Source organism: Sulfitobacter sp. CW3 (assembly GCF_019392245.1).
Taxonomy (GTDB): domain Bacteria; phylum Pseudomonadota; class Alphaproteobacteria; order Rhodobacterales; family Rhodobacteraceae; genus Sulfitobacter.
In genome coordinates this window covers 55,435-76,813 of record NZ_JAHXRL010000006.1, presented here as the reverse complement: position 1 = coordinate 76,813, position 21,379 = coordinate 55,435, and the positions used below count along the sequence as shown (strand labels likewise).

General features: G+C 58.5%; 20 protein-coding genes. 4 read left to right on the top strand and 16 right to left on the bottom strand.

The genetic code is table 11. From position 1 onward, the window contains the following. Nucleotides 1-64: 64 nt before the first annotated feature. From KZZ06_RS14380 to KZZ06_RS14355, 6 genes are all read right to left on the bottom strand, one after another. A complete protein-coding gene (locus tag KZZ06_RS14380) occupies nt 65-2,110 on the bottom strand; it encodes an acetyl/propionyl/methylcrotonyl-CoA carboxylase subunit alpha (protein ID WP_219580815.1) in 2,046 nt (681 codons plus the stop codon). Between the two features lie 116 nt (nt 2,111-2,226). Continuing rightward, nucleotides 2,227-2,433 (bottom strand): hypothetical protein, encoded by a 207-nt coding sequence (locus KZZ06_RS14375; RefSeq protein WP_219580814.1) that lies wholly within the window; start codon nt 2,431-2,433, stop codon nt 2,227-2,229. 175 nt (nt 2,434-2,608) lie between these two features. Beyond that, nucleotides 2,609-2,956: a hypothetical protein gene (locus KZZ06_RS14370; RefSeq protein WP_219580813.1), complete on the bottom strand. Its 348-nt coding sequence runs from the start codon at nt 2,954-2,956 to the stop codon at nt 2,609-2,611. Nucleotides 2,957-3,043: 87 nt separating this feature from the next. After that, nucleotides 3,044-3,184 (bottom strand): hypothetical protein, encoded by a 141-nt coding sequence (locus KZZ06_RS14365; protein ID WP_175498451.1) that lies wholly within the window; start codon nt 3,182-3,184, stop codon nt 3,044-3,046. Nucleotides 3,185-3,398: 214 nt separating this feature from the next. Next, nucleotides 3,399-3,776 carry a DUF6497 family protein gene (locus tag KZZ06_RS14360; protein WP_219580812.1) on the bottom strand — a complete coding sequence of 126 codons (378 nt, stop codon included), beginning with the start codon at nt 3,774-3,776 and terminating at the stop codon, nt 3,399-3,401. Between the two features lie 125 nt (nt 3,777-3,901). Then, the gene (locus KZZ06_RS14355) at nt 3,902-5,434 is read right to left on the bottom strand and encodes an acyl-CoA carboxylase subunit beta (RefSeq protein WP_219580811.1); all 1,533 of its coding nucleotides are present in this window, start codon (nt 5,432-5,434) and stop codon (nt 3,902-3,904) included. Nucleotides 5,435-5,601: 167 nt separating this feature from the next. On the opposite strand from KZZ06_RS14355, the gene KZZ06_RS14350 reads away from it, so the two are divergent. Together KZZ06_RS14350 and KZZ06_RS14345 are read left to right on the top strand one after the other, a co-directional pair. Continuing rightward, on the top strand, nt 5,602-6,819 hold the full coding sequence (locus KZZ06_RS14350) for a multidrug effflux MFS transporter (RefSeq protein ID WP_219580810.1): 1,218 nt from the start codon (nt 5,602-5,604) through the stop codon (nt 6,817-6,819). A 91-nt stretch (nt 6,820-6,910) separates the two neighbouring features. After that, nucleotides 6,911-8,311, top strand: coding sequence for a short-chain fatty acyl-CoA regulator family protein (locus tag KZZ06_RS14345; protein WP_219580809.1), 1,401 nt, complete (start codon nt 6,911-6,913; stop codon nt 8,309-8,311). Here KZZ06_RS14345 and KZZ06_RS14340 read toward each other — a convergent pair whose 3' ends face one another. From KZZ06_RS14340 to KZZ06_RS14305, 8 genes are all read right to left on the bottom strand, one after another. After that, complete coding sequence (locus KZZ06_RS14340; protein WP_219580808.1) at nt 8,312-9,010, bottom strand: thermonuclease family protein; 699 nt, start codon at nt 9,008-9,010, stop codon at nt 8,312-8,314. An 82-nt stretch (nt 9,011-9,092) separates the two neighbouring features. After that, on the bottom strand, nt 9,093-10,751 hold the full coding sequence (gene betA / locus KZZ06_RS14335; RefSeq protein ID WP_219580807.1) for a choline dehydrogenase: 1,659 nt from the start codon (nt 10,749-10,751) through the stop codon (nt 9,093-9,095). Continuing rightward, nucleotides 10,751-11,008, bottom strand: coding sequence for a DUF6552 family protein (locus KZZ06_RS14330; protein WP_257884372.1), 258 nt, complete (start codon nt 11,006-11,008; stop codon nt 10,751-10,753). The genes betA and KZZ06_RS14330 overlap by 1 nt, the downstream gene beginning before the upstream one ends. Then, nucleotides 11,008-12,459 (bottom strand): betaine-aldehyde dehydrogenase, encoded by a 1,452-nt coding sequence (gene betB / locus KZZ06_RS14325; protein ID WP_219580806.1) that lies wholly within the window; start codon nt 12,457-12,459, stop codon nt 11,008-11,010. The genes KZZ06_RS14330 and betB overlap by 1 nt, the downstream gene beginning before the upstream one ends. Nucleotides 12,460-12,515: 56 nt before the next feature. Continuing rightward, nucleotides 12,516-14,024 (bottom strand): choline-sulfatase, encoded by a 1,509-nt coding sequence (gene betC / locus KZZ06_RS14320; RefSeq protein WP_219580805.1) that lies wholly within the window; start codon nt 14,022-14,024, stop codon nt 12,516-12,518. Beyond that, nucleotides 14,021-14,596: a transcriptional regulator BetI gene (gene betI, locus KZZ06_RS14315; protein ID WP_219580804.1), complete on the bottom strand. Its 576-nt coding sequence runs from the start codon at nt 14,594-14,596 to the stop codon at nt 14,021-14,023. Before betI ends, betC begins: the two co-directional genes overlap by 4 nt. A gap of 123 nt (nt 14,597-14,719) precedes the next feature. Beyond that, entirely contained in the window at nt 14,720-15,622 is a 903-nt protein-coding gene (locus tag KZZ06_RS14310) for a DMT family transporter (RefSeq protein WP_219580803.1), read from the bottom strand. 37 nt (nt 15,623-15,659) lie between these two features. Further along, complete coding sequence (locus KZZ06_RS14305; protein WP_219580802.1) at nt 15,660-16,256, bottom strand: LysE/ArgO family amino acid transporter; 597 nt, start codon at nt 16,254-16,256, stop codon at nt 15,660-15,662. 199 nt (nt 16,257-16,455) lie between these two features. On the opposite strand from KZZ06_RS14305, the gene KZZ06_RS14300 reads away from it, so the two are divergent. Continuing rightward, nucleotides 16,456-16,698, top strand: a complete 243-nt coding sequence (locus KZZ06_RS14300; RefSeq protein ID WP_219580801.1) for a hypothetical protein — start codon at nt 16,456-16,458, stop codon at nt 16,696-16,698. Nucleotides 16,699-16,797: 99 nt separating this feature from the next. On the opposite strand, the gene KZZ06_RS14295 is transcribed toward KZZ06_RS14300, so the two are convergent. After that, nucleotides 16,798-17,538, bottom strand: coding sequence for a YebC/PmpR family DNA-binding transcriptional regulator (locus KZZ06_RS14295; RefSeq protein WP_219580800.1), 741 nt, complete (start codon nt 17,536-17,538; stop codon nt 16,798-16,800). A gap of 188 nt (nt 17,539-17,726) precedes the next feature. Here KZZ06_RS14295 and KZZ06_RS14290 point away from each other — a divergent pair, with 188 nt between their 5' ends. Then, nucleotides 17,727-19,499 carry an SLC13 family permease gene (locus KZZ06_RS14290; RefSeq protein WP_219580799.1) on the top strand — a complete coding sequence of 591 codons (1,773 nt, stop codon included), beginning with the start codon at nt 17,727-17,729 and terminating at the stop codon, nt 19,497-19,499. Between the two features lie 94 nt (nt 19,500-19,593). Here KZZ06_RS14290 and KZZ06_RS14285 read toward each other — a convergent pair whose 3' ends face one another. After that, nucleotides 19,594-21,366, bottom strand: coding sequence for an SLC13 family permease (locus tag KZZ06_RS14285; protein WP_219580798.1), 1,773 nt, complete (start codon nt 21,364-21,366; stop codon nt 19,594-19,596). Nucleotides 21,367-21,379 lie beyond the last annotated feature (13 nt).

Below are 21,379 nucleotides of genomic sequence, written 5' to 3'. Positions count from 1 at the left end.
ATCGGGGCGGTGAAAGACACCGATCCGATGGCGGGGTTGATGCGTGGGCTGGCGATCATTGGCTTTATTCAAACTCGATAATGACGTCGTCGACGGCCAGACTGTCACCTGCGTTCGCGTTGATCTTTGACACGGTGCCCTTCTTCTCGGCGCGCAAGATGTTTTCCATCTTCATCGCTTCGATGGTGCACAGGTTCTGGCCTTCTTGAACCTCGTCGCCGACGGCAACGTCGATTTTCACGACCAGACCCGGCATCGGGCACAGCAACAGTTTGGATGTGTCCGGCGGCAATTTTTCGGGCATCAGACGGGCCAATTCGGCCTGACGCGGGTTGCGCACATGCACCTTTAGGTCAGCGCCACGCGCCCGGACACGGAACCCGCCCGAGATTTTGCCCACCTTAAAGATCAGTGGCGCATCATCGACTGTCATCGTTGCCAGTTGGTCGCCCGGCGTCCAGTCGCCCGCAACGCGCATGGCATGACCGTCCTCGAACGTCACGGTCGCGCCTGCGTGGTCGGCGGCAATATCGACGTTATAGGATTGCCCCTGAATGGCGACATTCCAAGCGGTGCCAACCTTGCGTTCGTGGTTGTCCATCCGGCCCGACACGCGGGTGCGGCGGATTTCGCTGACACGGTGCATGGCAGCCGTCGCCGCAGCGATGCGGCGCAGTTCGGGTTCTGGCAGTTCAACGCCTTGGAAACCGTCTGGATACTGTTCTTCGATAAAGGCGGTTGTCATGTCACCCGCGATAAAGATCGGGTGATCCATCACAGCGGACAGGAACGGCAGGTTGTGCCCGATGCCTTCGACCTCAAAGCTATCAAGGGCGACGCGCATCGCCTCGATTGCCTGATCGCGGGTGGGGGCCCATGTGCACAGCTTGGCAATCATAGGGTCGTAATACATGCTGATCTCGCCGCCTTCATAGACGCCGGTATCATTGCGCACGGCCATGTCGCCGCTGGGGGCGTCGCCCTGCCATTTGTCATTGGTCAACAGCGGACCTGCCGCGATTTCCATCGGCGGACGGTAGCGGGTCAAACGACCAATGGACGGCAGGAAGCCGCGATACGGGTCTTCGGCATAAAGACGGTTTTCGATGGCCCAACCGGTCAGCTTTACGTCGTCTTGGGTGATCGTCAGCTTTTCACCATTGGCCACGCGGATCATCTGTTCAACCAGATCAACGCCGGTGATCAGCTCGGTAACCGGATGTTCCACCTGCAAACGGGTGTTCATCTCGAGGAAATAGAAGTTCTTGTCGCCGTCCACGATGAATTCGACGGTCCCGGCTGACGCATAGCCAACGGCCTGCGCCAATGCGACGGACTGTTCGCCCATGGCTTTGCGCGTGGCTTCGTCAAGGAACGGCGATGGCGCTTCTTCGACGACCTTTTGGTTACGGCGCTGGATCGAACATTCGCGTTCGCCTAGGTAAACGCCATTGCCATGCGCATCGCACAGCACCTGAATTTCGATGTGGCGTGGCTGGGTTACGAATTTCTCGATAAAGATACGGTCATCACCAAAGCTGTTGGCCGCTTCGTTCTTGGAGGACTGGAACCCCTCGCGGGCTTCTTCGTCGTTCCATGCGATGCGCATCCCCTTGCCGCCGCCGCCCGCAGACGCCTTGAGCATCACCGGATAGCCGACTTCGTTCGAGATTTTCACCGCCTCATCTGCGTCTGCGATCAGACCCATGTAACCGGGCACGGTGGAAACACCTGCTTCTTGTGCGATCTTTTTCGAAGTGATCTTGTCGCCCATTTTCTCAATCGCACCGACGGGTGGCCCGATAAATGCAACGCCAGCAGCAGAGAGTGCTTCGGCGAATTTGGCGTTTTCAGACAGAAAGCCATAGCCCGGGTGCACGGCCTGCGCACCGGATTCCTTGATCGCGGCCATGACCTTGTCGATCACAATATAGGATTGGTTCGCAGGGGGTGGGCCGATGTGGATCGCCTCGTCTGCCATTTGAACATGCAGCGCTTGGGCGTCTGCGTCCGAATAGATGGCGACGGTCTGGATGCCCATCTTTTTCGCGGTCTTGATAACACGGCAGGCAATTTCGCCGCGGTTGGCGATCAGGATCTTATTGAACATGGGCTGTCCCTTTGGGTCTTGAGGAAACGGAAAAACCCCGCATCAGCATAGGCTGAGCGGGGTCGGTATTGTGATATAGTGAGGGGCTGCCGTTGCCGGCAGAACCTTCGATTAGATTAGTTGCAGCGCACTGCGCCGGATTGGCAAGCAAGCACGTTTGCGCCTGCACCGATGGCTGCACCTTGCAGCAAACCGCCGCCGGTGAGCGCCGCAGCACCGGCACCAACGACACCGCCGCCAAGGGCTTGTTCGCCAAGGTTATCGCCGCATGCGGCAAGGCCTGCACAGGCTGTGAGGGCGAGGATGATGTTCTTAATGGGCATGGTGGGCGTCCTTTTGATCTGCTCAACGCTACGTTTTGATTACGTGGCTTAACGCGCTTATAGATCAATGGTTCCATGGCACCCAGATGTTTGCCCAGGCTGCCGCCATCTAGGGGCAAAAACCCGCTGGCCACGGGGCGGTTATCCGCTGATGTGATCCATGCGGGCATCTGTTTCAATCCTCGAACGCGTCGGCAAAAGACGCACGGGCAAGCGGTTCGTTGATCACCAACAATGCCTCGTAGTCTTCGGGATCAAAGGGATCATCGACCGCAACAACCTCGCGGCCAAACAGCCAGGACAAACGGCCCGCGTCGAGATTGCCACGCTCGAACGGTTCAGTGCCAAAGTTTTCCCAAAGCGCGGCCATGAATGCCGTATCCGCGCGCCGGTCGACGGATTTACGATCCGAACGACGTTCGCGGCGGGTAAGCGGCGTGACCCCTTTGGGGTTGGCGCGACGAATTGTGAATTGAAAGTCCGAACCGGGCATACGCCCCGGAAAACCGCGATGTTTCAGCATGATGCCCCCCAGACTGCAGGGACAATGCCTTGTGACACAAAGGCGGGTGGTGTGGGGACAGACGCAGCCGCCTGCCCCCGGCAAGCCTTACTTGTACTTGCCTGTGTATACTGGCTCAACCGAGATGGGCTCGGGTGCGACAACAACATATTCTTCCTGCTTAGGGGCGCATGCTGAAACAGCTGCGACAAGGCCGAATGCGGCCAACATTGTGATGCTCTTGGACATCGTAGTCTCCTGTGATTGCATAAAGGGCCCGGCACTGCCTCATGCCAATAAGACCCCACGTTTGAGGTAAGGGATACCTGCGTATTCCTTGCCTCAATATTACTGTAGTTGCTGCGCGTTGCATACGGGCCGCGTTTCAATCGGCGGAAATGTGTCGCCAAAGTCGCAGTTCTGCCAGTGTCGGCAGGTCGCCACGCAAGATATTGTGGTTGCATCATAATGCCTCCCAGATGCAGATGCCCTTTTCGGGGCGATATGCTTCGAAAAACTGTGTTACGCTTGGGTCAACGGCACCAAATTCAACCGCCCTATCCGCCAAGGAAATCACAATCACGTCGCCCGTCAGCGCATACTGTGCGATATAGGGGATGGCCAGCGTATCACACAGCGCCTTCATATCGGGTGCTGCAGCGTCATAGGTGATTGCCCCCCCGTCGCGGGCGATATCAGGGGCTATGAAACGAAACCGCAGCCATGTCTCATTACCCATCTGATCAATCAGAACCTCTTGCAGGTCGACCTGCTGCCCCGAGGGGACATCAAGCGCCTGTAAGGGCGTCGCCACGAGCAAAAGGGCAGCGGCCAGTTTCATCTGGCCACCATCCCAGCCAGGACGGGCGTCGGGTATGATCTATGATCAGCGAACGGTTTCACGCGTTTCTCCTGTCGCGCCAAAGATTCTATGCCTTCGGCGAGGATATTTAAGAGCCAGAGAAGTCAGAGCGGGATGTTATCGTGTTTCTTCCAAGGCATCGTTTTGGACTTGTTGCGCAGGGACGCAAAAGCGCGGGCAATGCGTTTGCGCGTCATGCTGGGCTGGATGACCTCGTCGATAAAGCCACGTTCTGCCGCAACAAAGGGGTTGGCAAAGCGGGCTTCGTAATCAGCAGCGTGGCTGGCGATTTTTTCGGGGTCGTTCAGATCGGCGCGGTGGATGATTTCTGTTGCACCCTTGGCCCCCATCACCGCGATTTCAGCGGTGGGCCATGCATAGTTGAAATCCGATTGCAGGTGCTTGGACGCCATCACGTCATAGGCACCGCCATACGCCTTGCGGGTGATCACGGTGACCATCGGCACTGTCGCCTCGCCATAGGCGAACAGCAGTTTGGCACCGTGTTTGATAACGCCACCGTATTCCTGGCTCGTGCCGGGCAAGAAACCGGGGACGTCAACCAAGGTCAGGATCGGAATTTCGAACGCATCGCAGAAACGTACAAATCGCGCGGCCTTGCGCGAGCTGTCGATATCCAGACAGCCGGCCAGCACCATGGGCTGGTTGGCCACAACGCCAACAGTGCGGCCTTCGATGCGGATAAAGCCGGTCAGAATATTTTTGGCAAAATCTTCCTGAATTTCGTAAAAGTCGCCCTCGTCGGCCAGCTTATGGATCAGCTCTTTCATGTCGTAGGGCGTGTTGGCGTTCACTGGCACCAGCGTATCGAGCGAGGATTCAATCCGGTTGGGATCATCAAAGAACGGGCGAACGGGTGGTTTTTCGCGGTTGTTGGCGGGCAAAAAGTCGACCAAGCGGCGCACTTCGGCCAAAGCCTCAACATCGTTTTCAAACGCCGCATCAGCGACCGATGATTTACGCGTATGGGTCGAGGCACCCCCCAGTTCTTCGGCCGTGACCTGTTCGTTGGTCACGGTTTTAACCACGTCGGGGCCGGTCACGAACATATAGGACGTGTCTTTGACCATAAAGATAAAGTCGGTCATCGCAGGCGAATACACAGCGCCGCCAGCACAGGGCCCCATGATCACACTGATCTGCGGGATCACGCCGGACGCTTCGATATTGCGCTGGAACACTTCGGCATAGCCGGCAAGGCTGGCCACGCCTTCCTGGATGCGGGCACCGCCGGAATCGTTGATGCCGATGACAGGCGCGCCGTTTTGAATGGCCATGTCCTGGATCTTGCAGATTTTCTGGGCATGCGCTTCGGAGAGCGATCCACCGAAAACGGTGAAGTCCTGGCTGAAGACATAGACGAGACGACCGTTGATGGTGCCCCACCCCGTCACAACACCGTCGCCTGCGGGCTTTTGCGCCTGCATGCCAAAATCGGTGCAGCGGTGCGTGACGAACATGTCGAATTCTTCGAAAGACCCGTCATCCAGCAGCAAATCGATCCGTTCGCGGGCGGTCAGCTTGCCACGGGCATGTTGCGCATCAATGCGTTTTTGCCCGCCACCAAGGCGCGCCTCTTCACGACGGTCTTCCAGCTGTTCCAGGATATCTTTCATGACGCACCTCTTTTAGATTTTCGCCATACTAGCCAGTGCGACGATACAACCAAAGCGTCTTTTAGCAAATTTGCAAATTTTATTCAGCCACGCATGTGCAAACCGCAAATATGCAAACTGTGAGGAACGTCATAGACAATATCAGACCACAGGCATAACTGAATTACATGAAGAGTGAAAACGATGTCCGATTTTTGGACAAGACCAGCCCTCCGCATATTTCAACGCTGATCCTATTGTCGGGAATTGGCGCGCTGGCAATGAACATGTTCCTGCCCAGCCTGCCCTCGATGGCCGAATATTTCGAGACAGATTACAGCGTTATGCAACTGTCTGTGCCGCTTTACCTGCTGTTTAGCGCCGGATTGCAGCTGATCATCGGGCCTGTGTCCGACAATCTGGGACGGCGCAATGTGTTGCTATGGGGGCTGGTGATTTACATGATCGCCACGGTTGGCTGCATTTATGCGCCCACTACGGCCGTGTTCCTGATTTGCCGCTGTGCGCAGGCGATCATCGCCGTCAGTATGGTGCTCAGCCGGGCAGTCGTGCGCGATATGTTTTCCCAAGACAAAGCCGCGTCGATGATCGGATATGTGACGATGGGGATGGCAGTGGTGCCAATGATAACGCCCGCAATTGGCGGCGTGTTGGATCAAGTATTCGGCTGGCAGGCCACATTCTGGGCCATGTTCTTGGTCGGCGCATTCGTTTTTGCACAAACATGGTATGATCTGGGCGAAACATCCGTTCGGTCGGGCAAAACCATGCGCCAGCAATTCAGCGAATACCCCGAGCTGTTAAAATCACCGCGGTTCTGGGGATATTCGATGGCGGCGGCCTGCTGTTCGGGCGCATTTTTCGCCTATCTGGGCGGCGCGCCTTTTGTCGGCAGCGAAGTGTTTGGTATGCAGCCTGCCGAGCTTGGCATATATTTCGGCGCACCGGCTATCGGGTATTTCGTGGGCAACTTTATCACCGCGCGCACGGCCACCACGTTGGGCGTCAATACGCTGGTGCTGTGTGGGTGTCTGGCCAACGCGGTCGGCGGTGCGGTGTCGATGCTGATCTTTCTGGCCGGCTATGGCAGCCCGCTATCATTCTTTGGCATGATGACGCTGGTCGGGCTTGGCAACGGCTTGTGCATCCCCAATGCGACGGCTGGTTTGCTATCGGTGCGCCCTCATCTTGCGGGCACTGCATCGGGCTTGGGTGGTGCTGTGATGATTGGCGGCGGTGCGGGCCTTAGCATTCTGGCCGGATCCCTGCTGAGCACGGAAACCGGGGCCTATCCGCTGCTGTGGATCATGTTAGGCACAGCCGTGGCGGGGGTCGCATCGATATTGGTCGTGATCCGCCGCGAAAAGACGCTGGGGCTTAGCTGACGGCAGGCGTTCGCTGATGACGGGCCTTGTCGGCGGCACTTTGCAAAGCTAGCATAGGGGTATCTGCAAATTTGCAAAGGCCCTGATCCGGATGGCGACCCAAAAGCTGTATGCTGGCGCGAAACTGCGCGAATTGCGCACCAAACTTGGTAGCACGCAAAAGGATTTCGCCGCCAAACTGGGCGTTTCCCTCCCGTACCTCAACCAAATGGAAAATAATAACCGTCCCGTCAGTACGACGGTGGTTCTGGCGCTTGCGTCTGAATTCGGGATGGACGTGACCGAACTGTCCAGCGGTGACAGCCAACGCCTGATCAGTGACATGCGCGAAATTTTGGCGGACCCCCTGTTCGAGGGGGATACCCTGCCGCTGGCCGATCTTCAGCTTGCCGCATCGAACGCGCCGGGGTTGGCGCGCGCCTTTATCAAACTGCACCAAAGCCACCGGCAGACCCATGAACGCCTTGCCTATCTGGACGAGGCATTGGGCCGCGAGGATGCCCGCGCATCGCCCAGCCCATGGGAGGAAGTGCGCGATTTCTTTCATTACTGCGACAACTATATTGATGCCGTCGACCGCGCCGCCGAACATTTCGCCCGTGGCAACAGCGATGGTAAAACGCTGAAAGCAACAACGATTACGGCGCTGACGGCGGTGGGCATCAAGGTTAGCTTTGATGATATGGCCGCGTTGCGGCGCTATGATCCGGACGCTGGGATTTTGCACATCTCGTCACGTGCCCCGCAAGAAACGCAACTGTTTCAGCTGCTGTTCCAAACGGCCATGACGCGGCAAAACAGCCTGCTCGAGGCGACGCTTGATCTGGCACGTTTTCACAGCGGGGCCGCGAGGGACATCGCCAAAATTGGCCTCGCCAACTATTTTGCCGGCGCGGCGCTGATGCCCTATCAGACGTTTCTGGCCAAGGCCCAAGACTGCCGTCACGATCTGGAAATTCTGGCCGGTCAGTTCGGCGCGTCGATCGAACAAGTCGCCCATCGTTTGTCGACACTGCAACGCCCCGGATCAAAGGGTATCCCGTTCTTTTTTGTGCGCGTCGATCAGGCGGGCACGATCACCAAGCGCCACTCGGCCACACGGCTGCAATTCGCCCGCTTTGGCGGCGCTTGCCCGTTGTGGAATGTGCATAGCGCGTTCGAAACGCCGGGCCGTTTCCTGCGCCAGCTTGCCGAGACGCCGGACGGGGTGCGCTATATTTCACTGGCGCGCGACATCTCGAAACCGGCGGGGCGTTTTGGCGCGCCGGTGCGACGGTACGCGATATCGCTGGGATGCGAGGTGCGCCATGCTGCGGCCATGGTCTATGCCGACGGTATGGACACTAGCCATGCGTCAGCCTTTGAACCTATCGGGATTTCCTGCCGCATCTGCGACCGTAAAAGCTGCCACCAGCGGTCTGTGCCACCGCTTGAACGGCAGTTGGTCGTCGACCCCGACCTGCGCGATGTGTTGCCCTATCAGGTGGAATGATTAGCGCCGCGCAGCACGCCACCCTGCCGCGCGGGCCTCGCTTGCCGAACAAAACCACCGTTCGCCCTTGTCGGTGCGGATCGACGTTCTTTGATAGTCTCGTTGCCCCGCCACATGGAAAATGCGTACGCCTTTGGCGCTGATGTTCCCCTTGATCGTGCAGCCGCTCGGCCCCACCTGCGCCGGTGTTTTCACCGCTGCCGTCTGTGCGGCGCGTTTCTGGGCGCGAAATGCGGACGGGCGGACCATCGTATAGGCATGAATGCCGCGCCCCGCCCGGATCGCGGCCTTTTCCACGGCAATGTAATCGCGGGAATATTCGGCAAAGGCAAAGGCCAGCCCGCTGGCGACAAGGCTTTGCCCCACATCCACATTGCCGACAACACAGCGCGCCACGCTGCGCCCATAGCGGTCTGTATCGATCTGTTTGCACACCGCCTGCTTGCCCCGATAGGCGTCGCGTACCTGCGTGGTCACAAAGCTGCCGCAGCGCAGTTCATCGCCGCGCGCATCCGTGCAGGTTTGATCACCTTCGGGCGCATCAATGCCGAACAGCCGTACGCGCGTCCCGCCCACGTCGAACGTGTCGCCGTCAATGACCTGAATGGTGCCGGTGATGCGTTTACCCGCCGCCTGAGCAGGGAGACCGAGGATCGCCGTGCCAAGCACGAGGCACAAAAGTGAACGAAATTTTAACATGCGCCATGACTGGAGCGTTTGACCGCCCCAATCAATGGCATTTGTTAACTTCGGTTAACTTTTTCCTAACACGACTGTCCGCCTAGCGCTGCGCTGTTTCCCAATCAGGGTGAATCCAAGGCTCGTCATTCGCAGCGGCCAATGGATCGATCCCCAAAATATGATCGGACATCTTTTCACCGACCATGATAGACGGCCCGTTCAGATTGCCATTGGTGATCCGAGGGAAAATCGAGCTGTCTGCAACGCGCAAGCCGTCAACACCGATCACCCGACCTTGGGGGTCAACAACCGCGTCAGGGTCATCCGCACGCCCCATCCGGCAGGTGCCACAGGGGTGATATGCGCTTTCGGCGTGGTCACGGATAAAGGCGTCCAGTTCATCATCCGTTTGCACATCGGTGCCGGGTTGAATTTCGCCCTTCACGAAAGGCTTGAACGCCTCTTGGGCAAAAATCTCGCGGGTCAGGCGGATGCAATTGCGGAATTCCTCCCAATCGCGGTCCTGCGACATATAGTTGAAAACGATTTTCGGCGCATCCGCAGGATCGCCAGACCGCAGCGACACCGCCCCGCGCGAGGTCGACCGCATCGGGCCAACATGGGCCTGAAACCCGTGCCCTTCCGCCGCGGCCTTGCCATCATAGCGCACGGCAATGGGCAGGAAATGGTACTGGATATCGGGGTATTTGATCCCAGCCTTCGAGCGGATGAACGCCGCTGATTCAAACTGGTTGGACGCGCCCAGACCGGTTTTCGTGAACAGCCATTGCGCACCGATCATGGCCTTGGAAAAGATGTTCCAATGCTTGAACAAAGTGATGGGCTGGCTTGCGGCCATCTGGATATAAAGCTCAAGGTGGTCTTGCAGGTTTTGGCCGACACCGGCGCGATCCGCGACCACATCGATGCCATGTTCCGCCAGATCTGCGGCTGGCCCAATGCCCGACAGCAACAACAGCTTGGGCGAATTGATCGACGACGCCGCAAGGATGACCTCGCCACTTGCGCGCAGCACCTCGGTCTTGCCGCCACGCAGCACTTCGACACCAACGGCACGGCCGCCTTCGATCACCACACGCTGTGCCAGCGCGCGAACCACCTCGACATTGCCGGTCTTTTGCGCGGGCCGCAGATAGGCATTGGCCGCCGACCAGCGCCGCCCGCCATAAACCGTCTGCTCCATCGGGCCAAAGCCCTCTTGCTTTTCGCCGTTGTAATCGTCGGTCGCCTCGTACCCGGCCTGTTTTCCGGCCTCGACAAAGGCGTTGAACAGCGGGTTTTCACGGGGGCCGCGCGACACGTGCAGCGGGCCATCCTTGCCACGCCATTCCGCGTCGCCGCCGTGGCCACCGTCATGCCAATGTTCCATCCGTTTAAAATAGGGCAGCACATCGGCATAGCCCCAGCCATCGGCACCCTGTTCGGCCCAGTGGTTATAATCCTCAGCGTGGCCGCGCACGTATACCATGCCGTTGATCGACGATGATCCGCCAATCACCTTGCCGCGCGGGGTCGCCAGACGGCGGTTGCCCAGATGCGGTTCGGGTTCGGATGAAAAGCCCCAGTCATAGGTTTTCATGTTCATCGGATAGGACAATGCCGCAGGCATCTGGATGAACGGCCCCGCATCGGTGCCACCATGCTCAATGACCAACACCTTGCGCCCGGCCTTGGCCAAACGATACGCCATCGCGCAACCGGCGCTGCCCGCGCCAACAATGATAAATTCAGCTTGCATCAATTCGCGCTCACATATCCGATCAGTAGCGACAGGAAGGCACCAACATGCACCACCATAATCGCGCGATCTTTCCACATCACACCAACCGCGAACCACAAAACAATGCCCGCAAAAAATGCGAACACGTTCCAGGGTTGCAGCCCCATTCCGGTCAGCCCGTAGCCAACCAGTTGGACGACAGTCGCAACCCATTTGAGGACATCAACCCGGTTCATGCGCGGGTGTTGCGCTTCGGGTTCGGGCAAACCGACCATCAGAAAGGTGCTTCCATATCGCCCATGCGCACATAGACTGATTTCAACTGGCTGTAGTGTTCAATCGCGGCTTTGGAGTTTTCACGCCCCACGCCCGAATTCTTCATGCCGCCAAACGGGGCCTCGACCGGGGCGTCGTTATAGGTGTTGATATAGCATGTGCCCGCCTGAAAATTGGCCGCAACGCGGTGCGCGCGGGACAGATCGCGGGTGAATACACCAGCCGCCAGACCGAATTCGGTGTCATTGGCGCGGGCCATAACGTCGTCTTCGTCGGTGAAATCCAGCACCGACATGACCGGTCCAAAGATTTCTTCGCGCGCAATGGTCATGTCGTCGGTGACGTCGGCAAAAACGGTCGGCTGCATATAGAAGCCTTTGCCGTCAATGGCATTGCCGCCATAGACCAGACGCGCGCCCTCGGCCTTGCCCTTTTCGATATAGCCAAGCGTGATATCCAGCTGACGTTTCGACACCATCGGGCCAAAGCTGGTGACGGGGTCCATCGGGTCGCCGATCACTGCGCCGTCAAGACGTTCTGCCAGACGCGCAAGGAATGCTTCTTTGATGTCGGCATGTACAAAGACCCGTGTACCGTTTGAGCAGACCTGACCCGAGCTGTAGAAGTTGCCCAAAATCGCACCGCTGACGGCATTTTCGATATCGGCGTCTTCGAAGACGATGATCGGGGATTTACCGCCCAGTTCCATCGTGACGTGCTTCATCCCGTCTGCGGCGGCGGCATAGACCTTGCGGCCTGTCGGCACCGATCCTGTTAGCGATACTTTGTCGACGCGCGGGTCGGTGACCAAGGCAGCCCCCACCTCGCCCATGCCTTGCACGACGTTGTACAGGCCTGCAGGCAAGCCCGCCTCGAACAAAATCTCGGCCACTTTCAAGGCAGATAGCGGCGTTGTCTCGGACGGTTTAAAGATGATCGAATTGCCGCAGGCCAGCGCGGGTGCGCCTTTCCAGCACGCGATTTGCGTTGGGTAGTTCCACGCGCCGATGCCGACGCACACGCCCAACGGTTCGCGGCGGGTATAGACCCAGTCTTCGCCCAGTTGGATATGTTCGCCGGTCAACGTCGCGGCCATACCGCCGAAATATTCCAACGCATCCGCGCCACTGGTTGCATCGGCGACAGATGTTTCCTGATAGGGTTTGCCGGTGTCATAGGTTTCGAGGATCGACAGGTCGTGATTGCGTTCACGCATGATATCGGCTGCGCGGCGCAGGATGCGGCCCCGTTCCGTGCCGGTCACTGCGGCCCAAGCGGCTTGGGCCTCGCGGGCGGCAGTCAGCGCCTGTTCGATGATGGCTGGCGTTGCCGCATAGACGGTTGCGATCTTTTCGCCGGTCGCGGGATAGATCACGTCGATGGGTGTGCCTGCTGTGTCTTCGACATAAGCGCCGTTGATAAAATGGCTGGCGGTCGGTTGGGTTTGCATAGGTCTCTCGCTTTTCGGTGCCGGTCTATCGGGTGGATTTCAATTTCGTTCGGTGTCTATTCGCCGCGCGGGAAGCGTTTGTTTTCTTCCAGCACGTTCAGATCCATGTGATTGCGCATGTATTGTTCAGACGCATTGCGCAGGGGTTGGTAATCCCACGGGTAATACCCACCCTTGCGCAGGGCCTCGTAGACGACCCAGCGGCGGGCCTGGCTTTTGCGCACATCGGCGTCAAAGGCGGCCAGATCCCAGCGGGCGTCGGCCTTGGCGCGCAGGGTTTGCCGCGTGCCTTGGTGGGCGGGCTCTTCGGCTAGATTGGTCAGCTCGTGGGGGTCGGCGTCCAGATCGAACAGTTGATCAGGGTCCAGCGTGCACCGGTTGTATTTCCACTTGCCGTAGCGCAGCGATACCATCGGCGCATAGGATGCTTCGGCGGCATATTCCATCGCGACAGGTTCGGTACGTTCAACCCCCTGCCCCATGGGCACCAGCGACTGGCCCGTGGTCCATTCCATCACCTCGTCCATCGACACACCCGCCAGATCGCATAAGGTAGGGCAGACATCGATATTACTGACGGGGGTTTCGTTCAAACCGGGTTCCATCTGCGGGGCGGCAATCATCATGGGTACGCGGGATGATCCCTCGAAAAAGCTCATCTTGAACCAAAGGCCGCGTTCGCCCAGCATATCGCCGTGGTCTGACACAAACACGATAATCGCCTCTTGGCGGGTATCCTCTAGGGTTTGCAAAATCTCGCCGATCTTGTCATCAAGATAGCTAACGTTCGCGAAATAGGCCTGACGGGACCGTTTGATGTTATCCTCGGTGATGTCAAAGCTGCGCCAGTCATTCGCATCAAAGATACGTTTGGAATGGGCATCTTGGGCGTCATAGCCCAGATCACCGACCTGCGGCAGCAGATGGTCGCAGTCGTTGTACAGATCCCAATATTTCTTGCGCGCCACATAAGGGTCATGCGGGTGGGTAAAGCTGACCGTCATGCACCATGGACGGTCATCAAGGCCGCGTGACAGATCATAAAGCTTGCGCGTTGCCTCGTACGCGACGGCATCGTCATATTCCATCTGGTTCGAGGTTTCAGCAACACCCGCACCCGTCACTGACCCCATGTTGTGATACCACCAATCGATCCGTTCACCGGGTTTGCGGTAATCGGGCGTCCATCCAAAATCGGCAGGATAAATGTCGGTGGTCAGGCGTTCCTCGAATCCGTGCAGCTGATCGGGGCCGACGAAATGCATCTTTCCCGACAGGCAGGTCTGATAGCCCGCGCGACGCAGGTGATGCGCATAGGTGGGAACGCTCGATGGAAATTCAGCGGCGTTGTCATAGACGCCGGTGGCGCTTGGCAATTGACCCGACATAAACGCCGCCCTGCCCGGCGCACAAAGCGGGCTGGCAGTATAGGCATTCTTGAACCGCGTCGACCGCGCCGCCAGTTTCTTGAGGTTCGGCGCATGTAGCCAATCGACCGGACCATCGGGAAAAAGCGTGCCGTTCAACTGGTCGACCATCAGGATCAGGATATTGGGTTTGGTCATGGTTTGCTTCCGATCAGGGTGTTCATAAGGGACAGTGCTTGGGCGCAGGCGGCAGGTGCGCTGCCGGTGTCAGACAGGGCCGCGCGCAGGTACAGCCCGTCAATCAGCGCGGCGAGGGTTTCAGCATCCTGTTCAGGCTGAGTTGAGATCGGGCGCAATGCGTGGGTCAGGTTCGACCGCAGCCGTGCCTGATAGACGATCAGCAAACGGTAGGTTTCAACATTGGTGCGCGACGATCCATAAAGCGTCATCCACGCGCTAACCGTCGCCGGGTCAAAACAGCTTTCGTCAAAGCTGGCCCTGATGATCGCCTCGGCGCGGGCCGCCGGCGTTTTGGCCTTGCGCAATTCGCGGCGTACCTCGGCTGAATACTCCGACAGGATAAACCGCATCGCCGCGAGGAAAATTTGGTCTTTGCCGCCGAAGTAATGGTGGGCAAGCGCCTTGGACATCCCGGCGCGGCGCGCGATCTGGTCGACCGTCACATCCAGCGATTGCGCGGCCCCGATTTCGGCAATCGTCGCCTTGACCAGCGCATCACGCCGGATCGGTTCCATTCCCAGTTTAGGCATTATCGTTCCTCAACGTTTCCGGTCTCGATGATTCCGGTTCTTGGAACAGATGTAGGGTTATTGACTCGCGAGTCAATAATAACCGATTTCACCGGCCTTTGGGCACGTAAATTTCTGCGCTGGCTAAAGCTTGGTCGCGGGGCTGGCTGGGGTGATGTGCCGGTTCAGCATCGCCTCGCGCCACGTGATAAAGGTGACAGAGCCCAAGATCACCAAGCCCCCGATGATCACCCAGATATCTATCGGTTCGGCAAAGACCAACGCGCCAAGCGCCGTTGCCCACACCAATTGTAAAAACGTAACCGGCTGGGTGACCGTCAGCGGGGCCGCCGCAAAGGCGAGCGTCATGGTATAATGTCCGGCAGTCGCAAAGCAGGCCACGGCGGCCAGAATAACAACCTCCTGCCACGTCGGCGCGATCCAAACGGGCAGTGCGAATGGGGCCAGCATCAGCGTGACAAACAGCGACATCATCGCGACCACAACAGATGGCTTCACCTCGTCCGCCAACACCTTGGCCAGCAAATACGCGCCGCCAAACACCACGGCTGCGATCAGCATCGCGTAATGCCCCATCGCCAGCTCGCGAAACCCGGGGCGCAGGATAACGACGGCCCCCACCAGCCCAAGAACAACCGCAATCATCCGCCGCAACGCCAGCTTTTCCCCCAGAAACAGCGCCGCACCGATGGTGACGTAAATCGGCGCGAGATAGTTCATGGCGGTTACTTCGGCGATGGAAATGCGGGTCATCGCGAAAAACCACAAGATCACGCCGATCCCGTGCAACCCGCCCCGTACACTGAACAACGCCCATTGGCGGCGGGTCAAATGCGCGGCCCGCAAGGCCCCGATGGCAGGCAGCAAGAACACCAACCCAAAGCCATATCTGATGAAAGCCGCCTCGGCTGCGGGCAACCGCGGCCCCATGTATTTCACCAACGCCGTGACGCAGATAAATAGCAGTCCGGTGATGACCATCCAGAAAATGCCGATGACGGGCCGTTGTGGGGGTTTGATATCCATGCGCCCTACATTCCCCAACGGCGCGGTAATCACAAGATCACATGAGCAGCAACTTGGCCGCGATCGCCCACATCGTAAGCGCGATCAATCCGTCAAGGATTTGCCAACTACGGGGTCTGGCAAAAAGCGGGCTAAGCAGACGCGCGCCATAGCCCAGACCAAAGAAGAACACGAAACTGGCGGTCACAGCCCCGATCCCAAACGCCAACCGATTGTCATATTGCGCCGAAATCGACCCAAGCAAAACCACCGTATCAAGATAAACATGTGGGTTCAGCCACGTCAGCGCCAACAGCGTCAACAGCGTCCGCCGCAAGGTTAACGGGCCGGCACCTTCGGCCTCAAGCACCTCGCCGCCGCGCCACGCGGACCGCGCATTTTGCACGCCATACCAGATCAGAAACGCCGACCCACCATAGCGCATCACAGGCTCGAACCATGGCACTGCCTGCCCCAAAGCGCCAAAGCCCGCAACGCCCGCCGCGATCAAAATCCCGTCCGAAATCGCGCACGTCAGGCACACCCAAAACACATGGCTTTGGCGTAAACCTTGACGCAAAACAAAGGCATTTTGCGCCCCTATCGCCAAGATTAACGTCAAACTCAGGGCAAAGCCGGGCAAAAAAGCGTTCATCAGACCCTCGTTGAAACAGGATATCTGCCTAACACGGCAGTAAAAAAACACAAACAGAAAAGCAACTTAGCAAGTTTGCGCCCTTGACGGCGGTTTTTCGCGAACGACGCATGAAACAAATACGTGATCTCATGCGTATCCTCTGGCGAAACCCGACAACAATACCTATCTGACCCAAATCGATTAAAGGAAAGATGTCATGTCAGACGAAAAACAGAAGCTGGAAATCAGCCAAAGCGAATTGGCGCTTATTGAATCTGCGCTCCACACGCAGGCCAAAATACTAACCGTGCAGGCCAGCGCCGGCGGCGCAAAAGCCTTGGCGCGTTTGAACGACGTCAAAGGCGCGCTGTCCACCATTAGGCAGCAAAAGCCGCACGTAAAGGCGGATAAACCCCGCCAGCCCGGTGTATTTTTCAGCATGGCGCGGATGTTCGGCTAGACGCCCAGAACGTACCAACCCGCCATCAAAAAGCCGCCCCCGATTACTGGAGGGCGGCTTTTTTATGTCTTAACGCAAGGCTGATACGAAAGGCGCGGCTTAAAGCTGCTCCATCACCTCGTCGGATGCTTCAAAATTCGCGGTAACCCGCTGTACATCATCGTCATCTTCCAACGCATCGATCAGCTTCATCAGCTTTTCCATGCCTTCCAGATCCATCTCGGTCGTGGTGGTCGGACGCCACACCAGCTTGGTGCTGTCAGATTCGCCCAGCTCAGCTTCCAGCGCCGTGGCAACATCGTTCAGATCGGTATCAAGACACCAGATAACATGGCCGTCTTCTGTGCTTTCGACGTCTTCGGCACCAGCCTCGATCGCGGCCATCATCACGGTATCCGCATCGCCAACTTCGGCGGGATAGGTGATCTCGCCCTTGCGGTCGAACATGAACCCGACGCTGCCGGTCTCGCCCAGATTACCACCGTTTTTGGTAAAGGTTGACCGCACCACCGATGCAGTCCGGTTGCGGTTGTCGGTCATCGCCTCGACGATGACAGCAACGCCATTGGGGCCATACCCCTCATAGCGGATTTCTTCGTAATCCTCGCCCTCGCCCGCAGTTGATTTCTTGATCGCGCGGTCAATCACGTCCTTTGGCACAGAAACCGATTTGGCCTCTTTGATCGCCAGACGCAAACGCGGGTTTTTATCGGGGTCAGGATCACCCATTTTGGCGGCAACGGTGATCTCTTTCGACATCTTCGAAAACACCTTCGCGCGCAACTTGTCCTGACGCCCTTTACGGTGCTGGATGTTTGCCCATTTTGAGTGGCCTGCCATGGTAACCTCGTCTGCGTAATTCCTGAACTGTGGCCTTATAGGCCAGCGTTTGCCCACGAACAAGCCACGGCGCTTCTGCACAGCTCAACTTCTCTGGCTTTCAAATATCCTCGGGGGTTTGGGGGCAGACAGCCCCCATTCGGGCTGCTAGGGCTTGATCGAACACCTCCATTCAAGTGACCCATCCCATGACCCAAGACCAGATTATCCTGTTCACCCTTTTCGCCGCCGTCTTCGGCATGCTGCTCTGGGGGCGCTTTCGCTATGATCTGGTCGCCTTTTCCGCATTGATGATCGCAGTGGTATTGGGGGTGGTCGACAGCAAGAACGCCTTTGACGGGTTCGGGCACCCCGCCACGTTGATCGTGGCGCTTGTGTTGGTTGTCTCGGCGGGGCTGGTGCGGTCAGGGGCGGTGTTGCTGATCACCCGGACCTTGGTCGATGCGTCGCGAAGCTTGGGCGCGCATATCACCCTGATGGGGCTGATCGGCGGTGTCTTATCCGCCTTCATGAACAATGTCGCCGCTCTGGCATTACTGATGCCCGTCGACATCCAGACCGCGCGCAAGGCCGGGCGCAATCCGGGCCTCAGCTTGATGCCACTCAGCTTTGCGACAATTCTGGGCGGGATGGCCACGCTGATCGGGACGCCGCCCAACATCATTATCGCATCTATCCGGCAGGAATCGCTGGGCGCGCCCTTTGGCATGTTTGATTTTGCGCCGGTGGGCGGGATCGCCGCGATTGCGGGGCTGGCGTTTGTGGCGCTGGTCGGCTGGCGCATGATCCCCGCGCGCGACGACAGTGCCCTCAAACCCGAGGACCTGTCCCATTATATTGCCGAACTGACCGTACCTGCGGGCAGCAAACAGATCGGCAAACGTCTGGCCGAACTGCAAGGCACCGCGGATAAATCCGACGTGGCGATGCTGGGCATGATCCGCGATGGGGCCCGCGTCTATGGGCAGGCCCGCAATGTGGCCTTGCAGGCCGGCGACGCTTTGGTGCTTGAGGCAACTCCAGATGCGCTTGACGAATTTCGCAGCACCCTTGGCCTGCTGGTTGCAGACAGCACACGCCATGAATTGCTGCACGCAGACGGCGAAGGGGTCGAGATCATCGAGGTCGTCGTCCCCAACGATTCCCGTCTGAACGGGCGGTCGGCCCAGACGGTTGGCTTGGCATGGCGGCAGCGCTCGGTGCTGCTGGGTATTTCACGGCAAGGTAAAAAGATCACGGCGCAGCTGCGCAAAACCGAATTGCGCGCAGGTGATATCCTGCTTTTGCTGGTGCCGCGCGATACGGCGGCCCATGTGGTGGAATGGCTCGGCGTGCTCCCCCTTGCCGACCGCGGTCTGGCTGTCACTGAGAACAGCAAGGTGTGGCTGGCCATCGGGTTGTTCGGCGGTGCCGTCGCCGCCGCCAGTTTCGGGCTGATCTACCTGCCCGTTGCCCTGGGGTTGGTGGTGGTGGCCTATGTGCTGGCCAAGATCGTCCCCCTGTCCGAGCTTTACACCCATATCGAGTGGCCCGTTGTGGTGTTGCTGGGGTCCATGATCCCCTTGGGTGCCGCACTTGAAACATCCGGCGGGACCGAGCTTATCGCCGGGGCTTTGGTCAGCTTAACCGGCGGGTTGCCCGCATGGGCGGTGTTGACCGTTTTGATGATTGTGACGATGACCTTGTCTGATGTGTTGAACAACACGGCAACCACCATCGTGGCCGCCCCGGTCGGTATTCAGATGGCGCAGACCTTGGACGTCTCGCCTGACCCCTTTTTGATGGCGGTTGCGGTGGCCGCATCAAGTGCGTTCCTGACGCCCATTGGGCACAAGAATAACACGTTGATCCTTGGCCCCGGCGGCTATTCCTTTGGGGATTACTGGCGCATGGGGTTGCCGCTTGAGATCATCGTGGTTGCGGTGTCCATTCCTGCGATCTTGGTGTTCTGGCCGTTGTAAATATGTGTTGTGCGGTTTCCACACATCGCGAAATGGGGGCCAGCCCCCATACCCCCGGGATATTTTTGAGCCAGAGAACGGGGGGCGGAGCGTTTTACCAGAAGAGTGGGATGACCGAGGAAACCAACAAGGACATTGTCAGGTTCAGCGGGATGCCGATACGCATGAAGTCGGTAAAGCGGTAGCCGCCGGGGCCATAGACCAGCGTGTTGGTTTGATAGCCAATGGGGGTCGCGAATGCGCAAGAGGCGGCGATCATCACCGCAACCACCAGGGGCCGCGGGTCCATGCCAAGGGCGGTGCCAAGGCTGATGGCGATGGGGGTCATAATGACAGCCACGGCGTTGTTCGAGACGATCTCGGTCAAGATGGTTGTCAGCAGGAAGACCGAGAAAATCACATAGAACGGCGACAGCGTGCCAAGGAACGGCGCGATATTGTCGACGATCAGGCTGATCGCGCCTGAGTTCTGAAGCCCTGCCCCGATGGCAAGCATGGAAAAGATCAGCGCAAGCAGCCGCCCGTCGATAAAGGTAAATGCCTCGTCTGCATCAATGCAGCCTGTGACCAGCACAAGCGCCACGGCGATCACCGCAAGCAACAGGATCGGAGCCACGTTAAGGGCCGCGAGGATGACAATGCCTGCGAGGGCGATAATTGCGATGGGCGCGTGCCCACGGCGGAAGGCGCGTGCGGACGGTTGCGAGACGTCGACCATATCCATGTCGGACGCGAGGCGCTGAATATCGGCCATCGCCCCTTCGAGCAGCAGGGTATCGCCGACTTTGACGATCAGATCATCCAGCTGACGCCCGATATTCTGGTTCCGACGGTGCACGGCCAGCGGATAGACACCGTAGCGGCGGCGCAGGCGCAGTGCGCCCAGCGAACGACCGACCATTTTGCAGCCCGGTGTGATCAGCACCTCGACGGTTGATGTTTCAACCGCAGACACCTGATCGACACGTTTGAGTTCTTTGTTCGCTTGCAGGCTGAGCAGTTCTGTCATCTGCGTGCGCAAGACCACACGGTCGCCGACCTGAAGCTGAACCGCTGCAAGATCGCGGCGCAAGGATTGATCGCCGCGCACCACGTCGATCAGCCGCACGCCTTCGCGTTTGAACAATTGCACATCCAGCACGTCACGGCCCAAGAGGTTGGAGTCAGGGGGGATCACGGCCTCGGTAAAGAACTTCATCTTTGAGCGGTCCGACAACATATTCGCCATGCTATCGCGTGCGGGCAAAAGCCGGGGCGCGAAGATCGCCATATAGATCAGGCCCCATGCGCAGACGACCAGACCGATGGGAAGGATTTCAAAAATGCCAAAGGGTTCAAGGCCCTGACTGCGCGCCACACCATCCACCAGCAGGTTGGTCGAGGTCCCGATCAGGGTCAGCGAGCCGCCCATAATCGCGGCATAGCTGAGCGGTATCAGCAGCTTGGATGCTTTGGTGCCCAAGGTCTGGCTAAGCTGTACCACCACCGGGATCATCACAACCACCACAGGCGTGTTGTTCATAATCGCCGAGGCCGCCATGACGGCAATGATCACGCCCACGACAGCCGTTTTCGGATGGGTTTTCGCATAGCGTTCGGCCAGCCGCGTCAACACGTCCAGCGCGCCGGTACGCACCAGTGCGCCCATCACAATAAACATCGCCGCAATCGTCCACGGGGCCGAGTTTTGCAACACTGCCTGCGCGTCATCATATGGCAGAATGCCAAGGGCCAACATCAGCGCCGCGCCCGTCAGGGCGACCACCTCGGTCGGGAAGGTTTCACGCAGGAACATGATGAACATGACCACAACGATCGTCAGCGCAAGGGTCGCAGAGGTGCTTTGCGACAGGTTCAGAAGGTCCATTCGGGGTTTATCC

What these genes read in the sequence shown, in the direction of transcription:
- betC (WP_219580805.1), bottom strand. Translation starts at nt 14,024, where the DNA reads ATGACCAAACCCAATATCCTGATCCTGATGGTCGACCAGTTGAACGGC.
- KZZ06_RS14360 (WP_219580812.1), bottom strand. Translation starts at nt 3,776, where the DNA reads ATGAAACTGGCCGCTGCCCTTTTGCTCGTGGCGACGCCCTTACAGGCG.
- KZZ06_RS14345 (WP_219580809.1), top strand. Translation starts at nt 6,911, where the DNA reads ATGGCGACCCAAAAGCTGTATGCTGGCGCGAAACTGCGCGAATTGCGC.
- KZZ06_RS14370 (WP_219580813.1), bottom strand. Translation starts at nt 2,956, where the DNA reads ATGCTGAAACATCGCGGTTTTCCGGGGCGTATGCCCGGTTCGGACTTT.
- KZZ06_RS14285 (WP_219580798.1), bottom strand. Translation starts at nt 21,366, where the DNA reads ATGGACCTTCTGAACCTGTCGCAAAGCACCTCTGCGACCCTTGCGCTG.
- betA (WP_219580807.1), bottom strand. Translation starts at nt 10,751, where the DNA reads ATGCAAGCTGAATTTATCATTGTTGGCGCGGGCAGCGCCGGTTGCGCG.
- KZZ06_RS14300 (WP_219580801.1), top strand. Translation starts at nt 16,456, where the DNA reads ATGTCAGACGAAAAACAGAAGCTGGAAATCAGCCAAAGCGAATTGGCG.
- KZZ06_RS14330 (WP_257884372.1), bottom strand. Translation starts at nt 11,008, where the DNA reads ATGGTCGGTTTGCCCGAACCCGAAGCGCAACACCCGCGCATGAACCGG.
- KZZ06_RS14380 (WP_219580815.1), bottom strand. Translation starts at nt 2,110, where the DNA reads ATGTTCAATAAGATCCTGATCGCCAACCGCGGCGAAATTGCCTGCCGT.
- KZZ06_RS14340 (WP_219580808.1), bottom strand. Translation starts at nt 9,010, where the DNA reads ATGTTAAAATTTCGTTCACTTTTGTGCCTCGTGCTTGGCACGGCGATC.
- KZZ06_RS14375 (WP_219580814.1), bottom strand. Translation starts at nt 2,433, where the DNA reads ATGCCCATTAAGAACATCATCCTCGCCCTCACAGCCTGTGCAGGCCTT.
- KZZ06_RS14365 (WP_175498451.1), bottom strand. Translation starts at nt 3,184, where the DNA reads ATGTCCAAGAGCATCACAATGTTGGCCGCATTCGGCCTTGTCGCAGCT.
- betB (WP_219580806.1), bottom strand. Translation starts at nt 12,459, where the DNA reads ATGCAAACCCAACCGACCGCCAGCCATTTTATCAACGGCGCTTATGTC.
- KZZ06_RS14290 (WP_219580799.1), top strand. Translation starts at nt 17,727, where the DNA reads ATGACCCAAGACCAGATTATCCTGTTCACCCTTTTCGCCGCCGTCTTC.
- betI (WP_219580804.1), bottom strand. Translation starts at nt 14,596, where the DNA reads ATGCCTAAACTGGGAATGGAACCGATCCGGCGTGATGCGCTGGTCAAG.
- KZZ06_RS14310 (WP_219580803.1), bottom strand. Translation starts at nt 15,622, where the DNA reads ATGGATATCAAACCCCCACAACGGCCCGTCATCGGCATTTTCTGGATG.
- KZZ06_RS14355 (WP_219580811.1), bottom strand. Translation starts at nt 5,434, where the DNA reads ATGAAAGATATCCTGGAACAGCTGGAAGACCGTCGTGAAGAGGCGCGC.
- KZZ06_RS14305 (WP_219580802.1), bottom strand. Translation starts at nt 16,256, where the DNA reads ATGAACGCTTTTTTGCCCGGCTTTGCCCTGAGTTTGACGTTAATCTTG.
- KZZ06_RS14295 (WP_219580800.1), bottom strand. Translation starts at nt 17,538, where the DNA reads ATGGCAGGCCACTCAAAATGGGCAAACATCCAGCACCGTAAAGGGCGT.
- KZZ06_RS14350 (WP_219580810.1), top strand. Translation starts at nt 5,602, where the DNA reads ATGAAGAGTGAAAACGATGTCCGATTTTTGGACAAGACCAGCCCTCCG.